Source organism: Tatumella citrea, assembly GCF_002163585.1.
GTDB lineage: Bacteria > Pseudomonadota > Gammaproteobacteria > Enterobacterales > Enterobacteriaceae > Tatumella > Tatumella citrea.
The window spans coordinates 482,076-496,891 of the sequence record NZ_CP015579.1; the positions used below are offsets into that span (position 1 = coordinate 482,076).

Consider the following 14,816-nt stretch of genomic DNA (forward strand, 5'->3'; position numbering starts at 1 on the left):
AAACGGTTTAGCTGCCGGGGATGCCTGTCGCTGTTAAACCACATAGAGAGGTTATTTATGAATGCCGATCTGTACTCTTCTACATTGAAACAATTAAATATAAAAATAATTCCTTTTATTATTATCTGCTATTTTGTTGCCAATCTTGATAAGACGAATATCTCGATTGCTGCATTGCAAATGAATGCAGATCTCGGGCTGACAGCAAGCATGTATGGGCTCGGTGTAGGAATGTTTTATATATCCTATATTATTTTTGAAATTCCGAGCAACGTTATCATGACCCGTGTCGGGGCACGTCGATGGATCGCCAGAATTATGATCAGCTGGGGAATCGTCAGTGCCTGCATGGCGTTGGTGAATACACCGACACAGCTATATGTCATGCGTTTTTTACTGGGCATGGCTGAAGCCGGATTTGCGCCGGGAATTATCTATTATATATCCTGCTGGTTTCCAAAGAGTAACCGGGCCCGGGCAATGTCGTTCTTCTACATGGGTTCTGTTATGGCTTCGGTTATAGGACTGCCGGTTTCTGGTGCAATACTGAATATGCATGGGATCAGTGGTGTGTCAGGATGGCGCTGGCTGTTTTTGCTGGAAGGCATTCCTGCGGTTGTATTAGGTGTTATGGTGTTATTTCGGTTACCGGACTCGCCATCACATGCGGTATGGCTGAATCCTCAACAGAAGAACTGGCTTAATAATCAACTGGCAAGGGATAACGCCACTGTCGAAATTTCCCGCCATCATAGCTGGTTAAGTGCCCTGAAAAATAAAACTGTTTTGCTACTCAGCCTGGTCTGGTTTCTTCAGGCATTTGGATCAATTGGCATTACTCTGTTTATGCCGTTGATTATCAAAAGCATGCTCAGTGATCAGAGCAATTTAGTCATCAGCTTGTTCTCTGCTGTTCCGTTTCTGTGTGCTTGTTTATTTATGTACCTGAACGGCAGGCATTCGGATGTTACTAAAGAACGATCTCTTCATCTCGGATTACCGCTAATTTTGTCAGGACTGGCGCTGGGTATTGCTATCTACAGCAGTAACCTGTGGCTGGCATGGATGCTATTGGTGTTATGTGTCGGCTTTAATTTTGCCCTGACCCCGGTTTTCTGGGCGGTAACAACCGAGAAACTTGCCGGAGTCGCTGCAGCCGCCTCTATTGCATTCATAAATACCATTGCTAATTTTGTCGGGCTTGGATTGCCGCCGGTGCTGGGAAAAATAAAAGATGCTACTAACAGTTATCACTACGGGCTGTTGATTGTTGACATCGCATTAGTTATTGGCGGTGTGGTGGGGATTCTGGTTTCCCGACCAGTCAGGGATATTCCTCAGGACATTAAAGACAACGCTTCCCGTAGTTCATAACAGAGGATACTTTTGAAAATGAAGCTGTTAAAACAAGCCGGGCTTCCTGACAGACTGACTGCCGAGCTGCACGATGCGTATGACATGTGCGATTACGGGACAATGAGCGAGTCTGAACTGGCGGCAGTGGCTCCGATAATTGACGTAATGGTCACCAATGGTGAAGCGGTGGTCACGGCAGAGTTAATCTCTCAATTTCCTGCGCTGAAACTGATTGTAGTTTTTGGGGTTGGCTATGATGGTGTTGATGTCAGTGCCGCGGCGTCCAGGGGAATTGCAGTGACTCATACTCCGGAAGTGCTGACAGATGACGTGGCCGATTTGGCGATAGGGCTGATGATAGCAACTTGCCGAAAGATAGTTGCGGCTCAGAAATTTATTGAGCGTGGGGGATGGCAGCAGGGAGGATTTCAGTGGACGAAAAAAGTCTCTGGTGCCCGTTTAGGCATTGTTGGTATGGGCAGAATTGGCCAGGCGATTGCCCGTCGGGCCACAGGATTTTCTATGGCTATCAGTTACTACGACCGTCGATCGCGCGAACTTGCTGGCTGGGATTTTCAGTCGGATATTTATGAACTTGCCCGTCAAAGCGACATTCTGGTGGTATGTATCCCGGGAGGGGAAGATACTCGCGGGCTTATTGATGCTCAGGTTCTTCGGGCTCTGGGGCCTGAAGGGGTATTAATTAATGTCGGCCGGGGCAGCGTGGTGGATGAAAACGCACTGACTGAAGCCATACAGCAGGAGTATATTGCCGGGGCGGGATTAGATGTGTTTAGTGATGAGCCTGAAGTGCCAGAGTCTTTGCTGCAGCGGGACGATGTGGTGGTAACGCCGCATATGGCCAGTGCTACCTGGCAAACACGCGCTGAGATGTCACGGCTGGTTATGGAAAATATTCGGGCATGGCAGCAGGGATTGCCGTTAGTTACCCCGGTCCGATAAACACAGTTTGAAGTTGGCAAAAAAATGGGCTGAATCGGCTAATGCCGGTCACTTAAGGTGACCGGCATTGTTTTTAAAGGGATATTTCGACCTTTTCTCCCTCACTTCTCTCACATATTCCCGTTCTCGTCGTGGTGGCAGTTTCAGCATCCCGGCATTACTGTAAAAGTGTTTAAGGTGACCCGGGATGGCTCCCGGTGAAGCCCACGGCAGACCGATCAGTAGCCGTAATATCTCTGATACTGCACCGCTGAAGCTCAACTGGTAAGGCAGGTAATTTCCTTTCAGGCTGAACGCCATTTTAATCATCTGGTAACGCACCAGGTTATACGTCAGCAGTATTCCCCATAGCTCCTGCTTCACCAGATCGGGCAACCGGCTTCTCAGCGTCCAGCGGTTTCCCAGTAAAAACTGCTTTGCCTCACGATATCCCAGCTCGATTTCCCAGCGATGCTTATAAAGTTCTGCCACGTCAGTCGCCGGATAACGCATCGCATCTGTCATGGAAGTGACTACCTGCCGTTCCGTCCCGTTCACTTTCCGCCTGATTAGCCTCACTATGAGTTCTTCCGGCAGGCCTTTCCATTGCTTTCTGGCCTGAGGCGTGGTTTTCAGTCGTATCAGTTCGTCCTGCCTGCCGAGCTTTCGTACCACTTCATACTGAGTGTTCTTTTTCAGCGGCGTTAGCCAGTGGCGATTTTCACCTGCATTATGCCAGTCATGTAACAACCCTAAAGAGTAAAAGCCCTTATCAAACAGCGTAATACTGTTATCCGGTGCATTTTCTGCCAGCTGAGCGGCCAGCCGCATTTCGTTGATATCGTAGCGACCTGACACACTTGCACGCAGCAGATGGCTGCTGAGTTCCATCAGACACACCATACGAACCTGAGGATAACCGCGTTCACCATGCTGATTAGATGCTTTGCCGAAGGCCTCTGCATTTTCAGGAGTGTCCTGGGTATGCCAGACAACGCCATCAACAGCATTAAGCGTCAACCCGTGCCAGAGAGGATGTCTGGCTTCTTCGTGCCAGTGTTGTTGAGTGAGATCAAACAGGACCCGGATGGCATCTTCGCCCAGTGTTTTTCGGCGGGCAATCACAGAGCTGGGTGCGGTAAATGACCGTCCGGTCCGGTCAACAATATCCATCAAATTCACGATATGGCTCATGGGCTTATTGTTGAATACGGCCATACCGATAACCAGCCAGACCATCGACTCAAGGGGAAGTTTACGCTTACGCAGCGTGACGGTATCAGTGAGGGAAAACGCCTGTCGGATGAGGTCAGGAGAGAGCAGGTCAGAGAGGCTCTGTACTTCTTCGGGAGCAGTGAGATTAATAATGCCGAGAGCTTGCGAAAGTTCCATTTAAAAAGGGTCCATGTCTGCACATGAACCCTTTTTACACCAACCACCGGATCGGTCAAATGATCCTTAAACGATCGGCATTAGGCTGAATCGGCCCATTTTTGTGTTTTCAGCAACGTTGCCGGAATCAGAACATATACTTCAGGCCCACTGCGCCCCGGGTATTGCTGTAGCCGTGGCCGCCCACCTGCCGGGAGACAGTAGTCCACAGATTCAGCCGGTTGCTGATTTTCGCTTCAACCCCGGCTGATTTTTAGTTTACCGATGATATTTATGAGTGAGGTGATCAGGGGGAAGTTTCAACTGGCCGGTATTTCTGAGGGGAAGTGACGGCGCAGAGTCAACTACGCCGTTTTGTTGATCAGCTTACTACTACATTCTCCATCGGTGGAATAAATCCGTAATCGAATTCTTTCACCATGAAGGTGCGATTACCTTCTATCTTGATCTGCACTGTTGGCGCTTCAGTGCCGCCGATGCGATATTCACCCTCATAGTCACCGTTACTGGCTGGAACGGTGTCGATAAAAGAGGTCACCAGACCATTTGGCATCACACAATGTGAGTAGGTCTGCAAAGGCTGAGACGATGGATTGCCCAGCACCAGACCCGAGCCATTTAGCGGTTCATACGGCCCGAATAATGAATCACTGACAAAACCGTAAACACCATCGGGGCCAGTGAGATTATCGGCATAAGTTGATTTATGGCTGATGGTAAACAGGTAGTATTTACCATCTTTAAATACAAAGTGTGGGCGTTCGGTCTGATCGTTGACACCCACCGCAGTGATGAGCGGCGGCAGCAGCTGCCAGTCATTACCCTCTTTGTCTTTCGCAGCAGCCAGACCAATACAGCCTGTCTGGTAGCGTGCCCCACCGACATCATCATAGCCCGGAGGAATATCACCCATATCGTCGCTGGTAATAACATGCGAACCACGATCTCCGGCCACGTTACCCTCAAATACCATATACAGATTACCGTCATTCGGGTCGATAAATGGGCTTGGGTCACGGAAACCCCAGTAAGCATTTTGTTGCTCTGTCTGGTAATAAACACCATCGGCAGAGAATAATTCGATAACCTCATCAAATCCGGATAAGGTTACCCCCTCACTGTTGGCGGAGATTTTTCCTTTTACTTTGACAATAGTCGCGCCGGGAGTGACACAGGTGTAATACAGTTCAATATCGCCCTTTTCATTTAGCAGGATAGGTGTACCAGCCCACTCACGGGTCGTAGGTGAAACACCTTCTGCCATCACCCGTCCGCCAAATGTCCAGTTAGTGCTGTCTTTTGAATACCAGTAGCAGATCCGTGCCCGCCCATGGCGATTATTCCAGTCGGTATAAATATCATAGTTACCTTCGGCATCCAGATATTCTGTTGGCAAACGATCTGCTGTCAGAGTAAAAATAACAGACCAGCCATTGACCGAGACAATATTACCATCATATTTACGTAGTGGCAGAGTATCCCAGATAAATACTTCATCGCTCATTACCGGAAAATCAATACTGACAACGGGTTGAGTCGTTGTAGGATCATCTGCTCTGACTTTCAGTGCATCAGCTCTGCTCCAGGCAGTTGTTTGAACTTTATCTTGTAAATTTTTCATTTTTAAAACCTCTGTTGTTAAGTGAGGTTGTATAAAAACATGGGGTGAAAATAAATAAAATCTCTCACTGATTTGTCAGTGTTCACACAACAAAGCGTATGAAAATTAATGATTTTTTGTTGTGTGGTCGTAGTGAGAAGTGAAAGTGATTGTCAGATATTTTATTATATGGATAACTGACCGGTTATTTAATTCAAAATAACCGGTAATTTATTTTTAATATTGAGTAATGAGTATTCTTATTATAAATAGTTGGGGGGTGTTCTGTCTGTTATGTTTTTAATGATTGCTGGAGTGACTGCCGATAGCTATTAAGCTAACAACAAACAGCCTGGGGAGAATGAAGAGTATTGCATGGCAGAAAAGAGGAAACCACCGGACCGACGGTAATGTGATTCCCGACAGTCCGGCAGCGTTAGAAGTACAAAAAACACTCAGAAATGCCCTATAATATATAGGGTTAAATGGTGGTAACTCAATATCCCCCACAAGAATTTGTAACCAAAGATCAACATATATGGCCTCCTCACCGGAGTTCACTACAGATGCCCAGGTATAAAGAGTCGGTAGTTATGAGATCCGTTTCATAATGATACGGTTAATCCAAAAACTAATTTTTTTTACCCCCATAAATCCAATAAAACCACCTACCGAAACCGTCAGTTGACTGGATACGCCGAAATAACTCATCAGTGAGACTGATATAAAAGTAAGACAGCCGCAAATTCCACCTTCAAGTATGGTTTCAATAATGTTTCTGCCTGAATAAATCATTCTTAATAATGCCATAAAGAAAGAGATGAATACTCCAAAAAAAACAGAATCTCCCCGTGTGGCAATTTTGACTGTATTTATAATGTTCTGGATATCCATAGTGAGTGTCCTGAGTAAAGCGCGGTATTATCCGCGCAGTATTCTAATCATTACCTGACAGTAATATTTTCTGTCGGCGGAATAAATCCATAGTCCAGTGTTTTAACCATAAAGGTTTGCTGGCCTTTTATTTTTATTTTTACCGTAGGAGCTTCTGTTCCGCCAATACGATAACTTCCGTCCGTTTGTGGAATACTATCGATAAATGAGGTCACCAGACCATTCGGCATCACGCAATGCGAATAGGTTTGATAGGGCTGAGAAGAAGGATTACCCAGAACCAGTCCTGAGCCATTTAATGGCTGATAAGGTCCAAATAATGAATCACTCACAAAACCGTATACCCCATCGGGGCCGGATACGCCATCCCCATAGGTATATTGATGGCTGATAGTAAACAGATAATATTTTCCGTCTTTAAAAACAAAATGAGGCCGTTCAGTTTGGTCATTTACACCGACTGCAGTAATCAGCGGTGGCAATAATTGCCAGTCATTGCCTTGTTTATCTTTCGCCACAGCAAAACCAATACATCCGGTCTGATAGCGGGAGCCACCGACATCATCATAACCCGGAGGAACATCACCCATATCGTCGCTGGTAATAACATGAGAACCACGCTCTCCGGCAACGTTACCCTCAAATACCATATACAGATTACCGTCATTTGGATCGATAAACGGGCTTGGGTCACGGAAACCCCAGTAAGCATTTTGTTGTTCGGTCTGGTAGTAAACTCCGTCTGCGGAAAACAGTTCTGTAACCTTATCAAATCCGGATAAGCTTACCCCCTCGCTGTCAGCAGAAATTGAGCCTTTCACTTTGACAATGGTGGCTCCCGGGGTGACACAGGTATAATAAAGTTCAATATCTCCCTGTTCATTCAGCAGGATAGGTGTGCCTGCCCATTCACGGGATGTGGGTGAAACCCCTTCCGCCATGACCCGTCCGCCATAAATCCAGCTCTTACTGTCTTTTGCATACCAGTAGCAGATCCGTGCCCGGCTGTGACGGTTGGTCCAGTCACTGTCGATATCATAATGACCTTGTGCATCGGTATAGACTTCCGGCTGACGTTCAGCTGTCAGGGTAAAAATAACTGACCAGCCATTTATTGCAATAATATTACCGTCATATTTCTTCAACGGCATAGTATCCCAGATAAAAAGATCATCACTCATCACCGGGAAATCAGTACTGACCAGTGGCTGGGTTGTTGTGGGATCATCTGCTCTGACTTTCAGCGCATCAGCACGGCTCCAGGCAGTTGTTTTCACTTTATCGATTAAGTTTTTCATTTTAAACCTCCGTCATTGAATGAGGTTTAATAAAAGCATGCTAAAAAAAATAATAAAAACGGAATTTATTTTGTAATAAGCCACACAACAATATCACTTTTAAAAAATGATTGTTGTGTCGTAAGTGACAGACCAGAGATTGTTGGATTTGTCGGATAGCATCAATAAGTATCTACAGCCAGATAAAAAGAAGATAGAATCTTTTATTTATTTTCACCCATTAAAGCCGTAATTGATCAATTATACCTCTGTTTGTTTTAAAATTATTCAGTGAATATAGGTGGTACTTATGATGCGTTGCCCGATTTGTAACAAGCCAGCTCACACTCGTACAAGCCGTTACTTAACCGATACAACCAAAGAAGCATACTATCAATGCCAGGATATCACCTGCTCCTGCACCTTTAAAACCATAGAAAGCCTGGAAAGAATTATTTGTGCTCCAGTGACAAAAAAGGAGCAACGGACAATGGTTGCTATGTAGGACTATTCTTATAATAATTTTAATTTTGAACTTTTAATCCATCCTGTAATAGTAGGTGATTGTCCGGAAAAAGGAGGGTGTGAATTCTTTTTCCGGTTTATATGATGGTATAAATATTTATCGGAAGATAATAATGTGAGAATGGAGTCTTTAGTATAGAAAATGATCACTGTTGTTGTTGGTAATAATATTAAATTCCTGGTTGTTGTTTTTTTGTTAACGCTGTGGGTTGTTTCATTGTAACTCTTTCTATATATTTTTTGGTTATCTGTTACTGAAAGTCTCCTGGTGACACAGGGAATCACCGGATATCTTTATCTCCGGGATAATAGCCAGATATTCGCCAAATGTTTTTTTATTGTTTCTACAGTGTTAATTTATGTCATGAGGAAGGCATGTCTTACCATTCCGGAATAGGGTTGAAAATGGCATATTCAGCTTTGTCATTTCATAATCTTCACTGATATTTTTCTGTACCGATCAGGGATGGGATTTTGTATCAGGAGCCTTGTGGACTGGTTATGCTAATCTGCCGTCGTGGATAGTGAACTTAAAGGGTGGCGGATTTTCTGAAATCTTCCCTGAGGTTTGTTTTACCTACCGCGACAGTCAGTAACTGTAAAAGTTCTGTAGGTCATGCCATTTGGTATTGATAACTATTATCATAATGATATAGATTATCATTACTGCTGGTGATCGACGATCACATCACAACACCAGTAATTATAAAAACCTTCGTTTGCGTTTACCTGTGGCAAACGGCATTTTTGGCATGCCTGGATACTTACAACCATGTATAAATTTCTGACTCAGGGTAAGATTAAACCCGCCTTATTTAAGGCCACAGCGGTAGCGATTTCTGTTCATGCTGCCTGCACTTTCGCAGCAACTACCAGCACTACAGCGGCTGACAATGATTCTGAACAGCAAATCACTGTCAGAGCCACCGCGCCTCACGTTAATGCCAGCAACCGTAAAACGGTTACAGCGGCAGAAATGCAGAAACTGGGCGTCACCGATTTTGGTTCTCTGATGCGCTACCAGACACTGATCAGTGCTACCGGCGCCAGCGGTGGTTCAGGAAACGGTAAAAGCGGCTTTGACCGCGGTGGTTACACCGGATACAACATTCGTGGTCTGGAAAGTAACCGTGTCGGTATTGATATTGATGGCGTGGAAATACCGTCTGCGACCAGCCGTGGTTATGTCGGCCGCACCGGAGTTAACACTTTCGGTATCGGGCGTGACTATATCGACCCGTATCTGTTTGGTCTGATGAATATCGATGCCGGTGCTACCGCAGTATCACAACCCAATACCTCGATCGGTGGTGCGGTTTCATTCAAGACTAAATCACCGGATGATTATCTGCATCCGGGCAAAACCAGCTACTTTGGCTATCAGTCAGATTACGATTCTTCAAATCGTGGCTGGCATAATGGTATTACTGCCGCGGCAGGGGATGAAGAACTACGCGGGATTTTTGTCTATAGCCACCGTGATGGCCAGCAGACCCGTAATAACAGCGGTACAGTCTCTGCTTACCCGGCGAACTGGCACTCTAACGCCTTTTTGGGCAGTGTTATCTGGCAGCCGAACGATGAACATAAGCTGACCGGAACGTTCAGTTACTACGATAAAACCAACCATACCCATTACGATACCTGGAACTCAGGTGGTAGTGCGGTTATTGGCACCAGTCATCAGTCCAGTGAGACCCGTCGTTTATCCGGTAATCTGCAGGATATTTATACGCCGGAAAATGACTGGATTGACTCTCTGACCACCAATCTCTACTGGCAGAAAACTCAGGCTCGCGATAATACCCTGGCACCTTACGATACCGGAGTCATTGGTCGTACTTATTCCGATTACGATACCAATAATATTGGTTTCTCCACCGAACTGCGTAAGACGATAGGCCGCCATGAACTGAGCGGTGGTCTGAATGCGGATCTGGGTAACACCAAACGCCCGTTCGACCAGGACCCGGCACCTCTGGTCTACTACTCGGTAATGCAGCCACAGGCTAACAGTACCACCACCAAACTGGGTGGATTTGTTCAGGATAAAATCAACTTCGATCTGCAGGGACACAATTTTGCGATTGTCCCGGGAGTTCGTGTTGCCTATGAGAAAACCAAGCCAAAAGATCTCGAAACTCTGGCGGCCGGTAGCTCTGTTCTGACTACTGATGAATTAGAAACTCTGTACGGCACAGGAACCAGTGATACCGAAGTGCTGCCATCTCTGCGCTTCCAGTACAATCTGACCCCCGGACTGTTGACCTATGTTCAGTACAGTCGTGGGGCGGAATTCCCTGAAGCCAGTCAGCTATACGGTTCATGGAACCTGGGTTCCAGCTATGCGGGTAGCCAGCAATATGCGCTGATTGGTAACCCTGCTCTGAAAACCGAAACCAGTAATAACTTTGAATGGGGATTGAACGGTGAAGTGACTCCGGGTATCACCCTGAGCAGTTCTGTGTTCTATAACGAGTATAAAAACTTTATTGCTTATACCCGTTATACCCGCAGTGGTTCACCTTCGATGTTCACTAACGTGCCGTCGAATATCTACACCATCTACCAGGCGGAAAACCGTGATAAAGCCTTTATCTATGGTGGTGAAATCAGTACTAAATTTAGTATTGGTCACTGGATTGAGCAGGCAGAAGGTCTGAGTGCGACTCTGGCATGGGGCTATGCCAAAGGGGAGTCTAAGTCTTCACTTACCGGCGACAGCTATACCGCACTGGATAGCGTGGCGCCAATGAAAGCTGTGGTTGGTGTGGCATGGGATGACCCTACCGGCCTGTGGGGAACCGCAGTGACTGCGACCTTTGTTAAAGGCAAGCAGGCGCAGGAAACCACCCGTGATACGACGACCAGTGGTACAGTGACCTCAGAAGAAAGCCCGTATATGCGTATTCCGGGCTATGGTTTAGTGGATGCTACTGCTTACTGGCGAGTGACGAAGAATGTCAAACTGAGCGGTGGGGTGTATAACATTACTAACCGTAAATACATCGATTACCTCAGCAGCCGTGATCTGGAAACCTCGACCGCCCAGGATCGCAACGATGTTTCGTTAGCTTATATGCCGGGTCGTACTTACCAGGTCGGACTGAATGTCGATTTCTGATAATTGATCAACTGCCCTGCCATAACGGCAGGGCTCTCAGGGAAATGAGGACGCTGGAGAATTTATGAGCACACATTATCAGCAGTACCTGGAATTAAAAGAGCAGCATCCCGGCACTTATGCCCGCGATCTGGCTGCACTGATGGGCATCACTGAAGCAGAATTGCTGCTGGCCAGAACGGCAGACGACGCACAGCAGCTGCGTGCTGACTTCCCGGCATTGCTGGAAGCGCTGAAAGCGGTAGGTGAGACCAAAAATATTACCCGTAACGAATATGCAGTCCATGAACAGGTCGGAACCTACGACAACCTGCACATCGGTCCGCATGCCGGGTTGGTGCTTAACCCGCGCCATCTGGATCTGCGTTTCTTCCTGTCAAAATGGCACAGTGCATTTTATCTGCAGGAACAGAGTGCCCGGGGTGAACGTAAAAGCATCCAAATCTTTGATGACCAGGGTAACGCAGTACTGAAAATTTATACCACCGATAATACCGACCAGCAGGCATGGCAACAGCTGATTGCTGAGTTTGTGGTGGAAGAGCCTGCAGCGTTAACACTAAACCCTGTCGCTGCCCCTGAATTTTCCCGACAGATTGATACGCAAAAGATTGAGCAGGAATGGCGTGCGATGACTGATGTTCATCAGTTTTTCCAGCTACTCAGTCGCCACAATATCAGTCGCCCACAGGCCTTTGCAGCGGTGAGTGATGATTTAGCGCAGAAAGTTGCTCCGCAGACACTGGAACGTTTGCTGACTCTGGCACATGAAGCGGGCAACGAAATTATGATTTTCGTTGGCAACCGCGGTTGTACCCAAATTTTCACCGGCGCAGTTGAGAAAGTAACTCCGATGAAAGGCTGGCTGAATATTTTTAATCCGAATTTTACCCTGCATCTGCAGGACCAGCAGATTGCTGAAAGCTGGATTACCCGCAAACCTACGGCTGACGGTCATGTCACCAGTCTGGAGTTATTTGCTGCTGATGGTACTCAGATTGCTCAGTTATACGGGCAGCGTAGCGAAGGTAATCCGGAACAAGCGGTCTGGCGTGAGCAGATTGAATCTCTGGCCGGAGGCGTGCCTGCATGAGAATATTTGGCCTGATGCTTTGTTTGCTGGCGTTACCGGTATTTGCTGCCCAACGGGTAGTGTCGATTGGTGGTGATGTCACGGAAATTGTGTATGCTCTCGGGGCCGGTGATCAGCTGGTCGGGCGTGACAGCACCAGTTTCCGTCCGGCTCAGGCCGCAAAACTGCCGGATGTAGGTTATATGCGCCAGTTGAATACCGAAGGGATTCTGGCGCTGAAACCTGATCTGGTACTGACCAATGAACAGGCAAAACCATCTCAGGTTCTGACCCAGCTTTCCGGTGTTGGCGTGAAGGTGGTGGATGTCACTGGTGAAAACTCGTTATCTGCCATTTCACAGAAGATAACCACTATCGCTACAGCACTGAACGAAACGGCGGCGGCTCAGCCATTATTACGCCAGGTCAGCCAGCAAATTGCTGCTATTCCATCGACCCGACTGCCGGTAAAAGTGCTGTATATCATGGCAAACAGCGGTATGACGACGATGGTGGCCGGAAATCAGACCGCGGCAGATGTCGCTATCCGCAGTGCCGGACTGACCAATGTGATGGGCAATGTACCCCATTACCAGACATTGTCAGCTGAAGGAGTTATCGCAGCGGCTCCTGATTTAGTGCTGGTCGATCGCAGCGGTGTTCAGGCACTGGGGGGACCAGACAAATTCTGGAAACTGCCTGGCTTAGCCATGACCCCTGCCGGCAAACATCACCGCCTGCTGTATATCGATCAGATGGCGCTACTGGGCTTCGGTTTAGATACACCTAAGGCAATTTTGCAGCTGCGTCAGGCTGCAGAAAAAATCCATGCTGAATAGCCGTCAGACACGAGGCTGGTTAATCGTGATGGGGCTGGTTTTGCTGGCAGCATTGCTGGTTGCCAGCCAGACCGGGGCGATAAAACTGTCGCTGCTCTCTCTCTGGCAACAAAGCCCTGACAGTCTGGGGCGCAGGATCTGGCTGGATATCCGCCTGCCGCGCGTGTTGCTGGCAGCGCTGGTCGGCCTGGCACTGGCGGTCTCCGGTACGGTAATGCAGGGATTATTTCGTAATCCACTGGCAGACCCGGGCTTACTGGGCATCAGTAGTGGGGCAGGGCTGGCGGTCGCAGTGTCGATTGTACTGCCAATGGCGTTACCTGCCGGTATCCTGTTATGGTTACCGATGATTGCTGCCTTCACCGGCAGCCTGCTTGTGACCGCTCTAATCTTCAAACTCAGCCAGTTCACCCGTGGCCATCTCTCCCGGTTATTATTGTTTGGTGTAGCGATTAATGCCGTCTGCGGAGCTATCGTTGGCGTACTTTCGTGGGTCAGTAATGATCAGCAGTTGCGGCAATTGTCGCTGTGGGGAATGGGCAGTCTGGCTCAGGCACAATGGCCGTCACTGGCGGTATGTGCGCTGCTGATTCTGCCTTCCTCAATCCTTACACTGTGGTTTGCCAACCGGCTCAACCTGCTGCAACTGGGCGAAGAAGATGCTCATTATATGGGCGTCAACGTTCAGCGTACTCAGCGTCAGTTGCTGGTGTTGAATGCTCTGCTGGTAGGGACTGCGGTCTCGGTCAGTGGGGTGATCGGTTTTATCGGGCTGGTGATTCCGCATCTGATGCGGATGTGCTTTGGCAGTGATCATCGCCGGGTATTACCGGCTTCTGCGCTGAGCGGCGCCATTTTGCTGTTACTGGCAGATACCCTGGCACGCACCCTGGTTTCCCCAGCCGAAATGCCGGTGGGTTTACTGACCAGCCTGATTGGTGCACCCTGGTTTTTCTGGCTGATTATCCGTCGTCAGCAGGGGGAGGAATAATGTCTGAACTTAAAGCGGTTGAAATCAGCCTGCAACGGGGTCAGCGCCTGCTGTTGAGCGGGATTTCTCTGCAACTGTCACCGGGAGAAATGGTTGCTCTGATAGGACCAAATGGTGCCGGAAAATCAACCCTGATGCGAGTACTCAGTGGTTATATAGCTCCGGATAGTGGTGAGTGCCGGTTGCAGGGTAAAGCACTCAGCGAGTGGGACGGGCGGCTCCTGGCTCAACAACGGGCGGTAATGCGTCAGCAAAGCTCCCTGACTTTTTCGCTGACCGCCCGGCAGGTAATCAGTCTGGGCAGGGCGGCCTGGAGCCGCCATCGTCAGGATGAAATCGTTAGTGAGGTCGCGGGTCTGACGGGTTGTGATGAGCTGCTGGACCGCAGTTACCTGCAACTCTCCGGTGGGGAGCAGCAGCGGGTTCAACTGGCACGGGTACTGGCACAACTCTGGCAGGATGGCGAACCGCAAGGCTGTCTGTTTCTTGATGAACCCACTTCCGCACTGGATCTCTACCATCAGCAACATATCCTCAGGCTGTTACATCGTCTGACCCGTCAGGGAAAACTAATGGTGTGCAGTGTGCTGCATGATCTTAACCAGGCATCATTATGGGCCGACCGGCTGCTCCTGTTGCATCAGGGCAAGCTGGTTGCAGAAGGTACACCGCAGCAGGTACTGGAAAGTGAACTACTGCAACGCTGGTATAAAGCGGAACTCAGTGTGAACACTGATACTCCTCATCAACGGCCGCAGGTGATGTTACTGCCCTAAAAAAAACAGGCGCCGGGAAGGGCGCCTG

The 14,816-nt window shown here is 48.1% G+C and carries 13 protein-coding genes; 8 read left to right on the top strand and 5 right to left on the bottom strand.

Features of this window, described 5'->3' with window-relative positions; genetic code table 11:
• Positions 1–57 precede the first annotated feature (57 nt).
• Together A7K98_RS02385 and A7K98_RS02390 are read left to right on the top strand one after the other, a co-directional pair.
• The gene (locus tag A7K98_RS02385) at positions 58–1,374 is read left to right on the top strand and encodes an MFS transporter (RefSeq protein WP_087487121.1); all 1,317 of its coding nucleotides are present in this window, start codon (positions 58–60) and stop codon (positions 1,372–1,374) included.
• Positions 1,375–1,386: 12 nt separating this feature from the next.
• Positions 1,387–2,319: a 2-hydroxyacid dehydrogenase gene (locus tag A7K98_RS02390; protein ID WP_087487122.1), complete on the top strand. Its 933-nt coding sequence runs from the start codon at positions 1,387–1,389 to the stop codon at positions 2,317–2,319.
• Positions 2,320–2,367: 48 nt separating this feature from the next.
• On the opposite strand, the gene A7K98_RS02395 is transcribed toward A7K98_RS02390, so the two are convergent.
• From A7K98_RS02395 to A7K98_RS02410, 5 genes are all read right to left on the bottom strand, one after another.
• Positions 2,368–3,690, bottom strand: coding sequence for an IS4 family transposase (locus A7K98_RS02395; RefSeq protein WP_087493469.1), 1,323 nt, complete (start codon positions 3,688–3,690; stop codon positions 2,368–2,370).
• A gap of 127 nt (positions 3,691–3,817) precedes the next feature.
• Entirely contained in the window at positions 3,818–3,919 is a 102-nt protein-coding gene (locus tag A7K98_RS21705; protein WP_157666044.1) for an autotransporter outer membrane beta-barrel domain-containing protein, read from the bottom strand.
• A gap of 132 nt (positions 3,920–4,051) precedes the next feature.
• Positions 4,052–5,311, bottom strand: coding sequence for a glycoside hydrolase family 68 protein (locus A7K98_RS02400; RefSeq protein ID WP_087487124.1), 1,260 nt, complete (start codon positions 5,309–5,311; stop codon positions 4,052–4,054).
• A gap of 570 nt (positions 5,312–5,881) precedes the next feature.
• The gene (locus A7K98_RS02405) at positions 5,882–6,184 is read right to left on the bottom strand and encodes a phage holin, lambda family (protein ID WP_087487125.1); all 303 of its coding nucleotides are present in this window, start codon (positions 6,182–6,184) and stop codon (positions 5,882–5,884) included.
• Between the two features lie 50 nt (positions 6,185–6,234).
• Positions 6,235–7,482 carry a glycoside hydrolase family 68 protein gene (locus tag A7K98_RS02410; RefSeq protein ID WP_087487126.1) on the bottom strand — a complete coding sequence of 416 codons (1,248 nt, stop codon included), beginning with the start codon at positions 7,480–7,482 and terminating at the stop codon, positions 6,235–6,237.
• Positions 7,483–7,771: 289 nt separating this feature from the next.
• Between A7K98_RS02410 and A7K98_RS02415 the strand changes: the two genes are divergently transcribed.
• From A7K98_RS02415 to A7K98_RS02440, 6 genes are all read left to right on the top strand, one after another.
• Entirely contained in the window at positions 7,772–7,966 is a 195-nt protein-coding gene (locus A7K98_RS02415; RefSeq protein ID WP_087487127.1) for an ogr/Delta-like zinc finger family protein, read from the top strand.
• A 792-nt stretch (positions 7,967–8,758) separates the two neighbouring features.
• Complete coding sequence (locus A7K98_RS02420; protein WP_087487128.1) at positions 8,759–11,110, top strand: TonB-dependent receptor domain-containing protein; 2,352 nt, start codon at positions 8,759–8,761, stop codon at positions 11,108–11,110.
• A 64-nt stretch (positions 11,111–11,174) separates the two neighbouring features.
• Complete coding sequence (locus A7K98_RS02425) at positions 11,175–12,203, top strand: hemin-degrading factor (protein ID WP_087487129.1); 1,029 nt, start codon at positions 11,175–11,177, stop codon at positions 12,201–12,203.
• Positions 12,200–13,021, top strand: a complete 822-nt coding sequence (locus A7K98_RS02430) for a heme/hemin ABC transporter substrate-binding protein (protein WP_087487130.1) — start codon at positions 12,200–12,202, stop codon at positions 13,019–13,021. The genes A7K98_RS02425 and A7K98_RS02430 overlap by 4 nt, the downstream gene beginning before the upstream one ends.
• Positions 13,011–14,012, top strand: a complete 1,002-nt coding sequence (locus A7K98_RS02435) for a FecCD family ABC transporter permease (RefSeq protein WP_198361130.1) — start codon at positions 13,011–13,013, stop codon at positions 14,010–14,012. The genes A7K98_RS02430 and A7K98_RS02435 overlap by 11 nt, the downstream gene beginning before the upstream one ends.
• Positions 14,012–14,788, top strand: a complete 777-nt coding sequence (locus A7K98_RS02440) for a heme ABC transporter ATP-binding protein (RefSeq protein WP_087487131.1) — start codon at positions 14,012–14,014, stop codon at positions 14,786–14,788. Before A7K98_RS02435 ends, A7K98_RS02440 begins: the two co-directional genes overlap by 1 nt.
• Positions 14,789–14,816: the final 28 nt, after the last annotated feature.

Coding starts and splice junctions, on each gene's coding strand:
- A7K98_RS02385 (WP_087487121.1), top strand. CDS start 58: ATGAATGCCGATCTGTACTCTTCTACATTGAAACAATTAAATATAAAA.
- A7K98_RS02395 (WP_087493469.1), bottom strand. CDS start 3,690: ATGGAACTTTCGCAAGCTCTCGGCATTATTAATCTCACTGCTCCCGAA.
- A7K98_RS02400 (WP_087487124.1), bottom strand. CDS start 5,311: ATGAAAAATTTACAAGATAAAGTTCAAACAACTGCCTGGAGCAGAGCT.
- A7K98_RS02405 (WP_087487125.1), bottom strand. CDS start 6,184: ATGGATATCCAGAACATTATAAATACAGTCAAAATTGCCACACGGGGA.
- A7K98_RS02410 (WP_087487126.1), bottom strand. CDS start 7,482: ATGAAAAACTTAATCGATAAAGTGAAAACAACTGCCTGGAGCCGTGCT.
- A7K98_RS02415 (WP_087487127.1), top strand. CDS start 7,772: ATGATGCGTTGCCCGATTTGTAACAAGCCAGCTCACACTCGTACAAGC.
- A7K98_RS02420 (WP_087487128.1), top strand. CDS start 8,759: ATGTATAAATTTCTGACTCAGGGTAAGATTAAACCCGCCTTATTTAAG.
- A7K98_RS02425 (WP_087487129.1), top strand. CDS start 11,175: ATGAGCACACATTATCAGCAGTACCTGGAATTAAAAGAGCAGCATCCC.
- A7K98_RS02430 (WP_087487130.1), top strand. CDS start 12,200: ATGAGAATATTTGGCCTGATGCTTTGTTTGCTGGCGTTACCGGTATTT.
- A7K98_RS02435 (WP_198361130.1), top strand. CDS start 13,011: ATGCTGAATAGCCGTCAGACACGAGGCTGGTTAATCGTGATGGGGCTG.
- A7K98_RS02440 (WP_087487131.1), top strand. CDS start 14,012: ATGTCTGAACTTAAAGCGGTTGAAATCAGCCTGCAACGGGGTCAGCGC.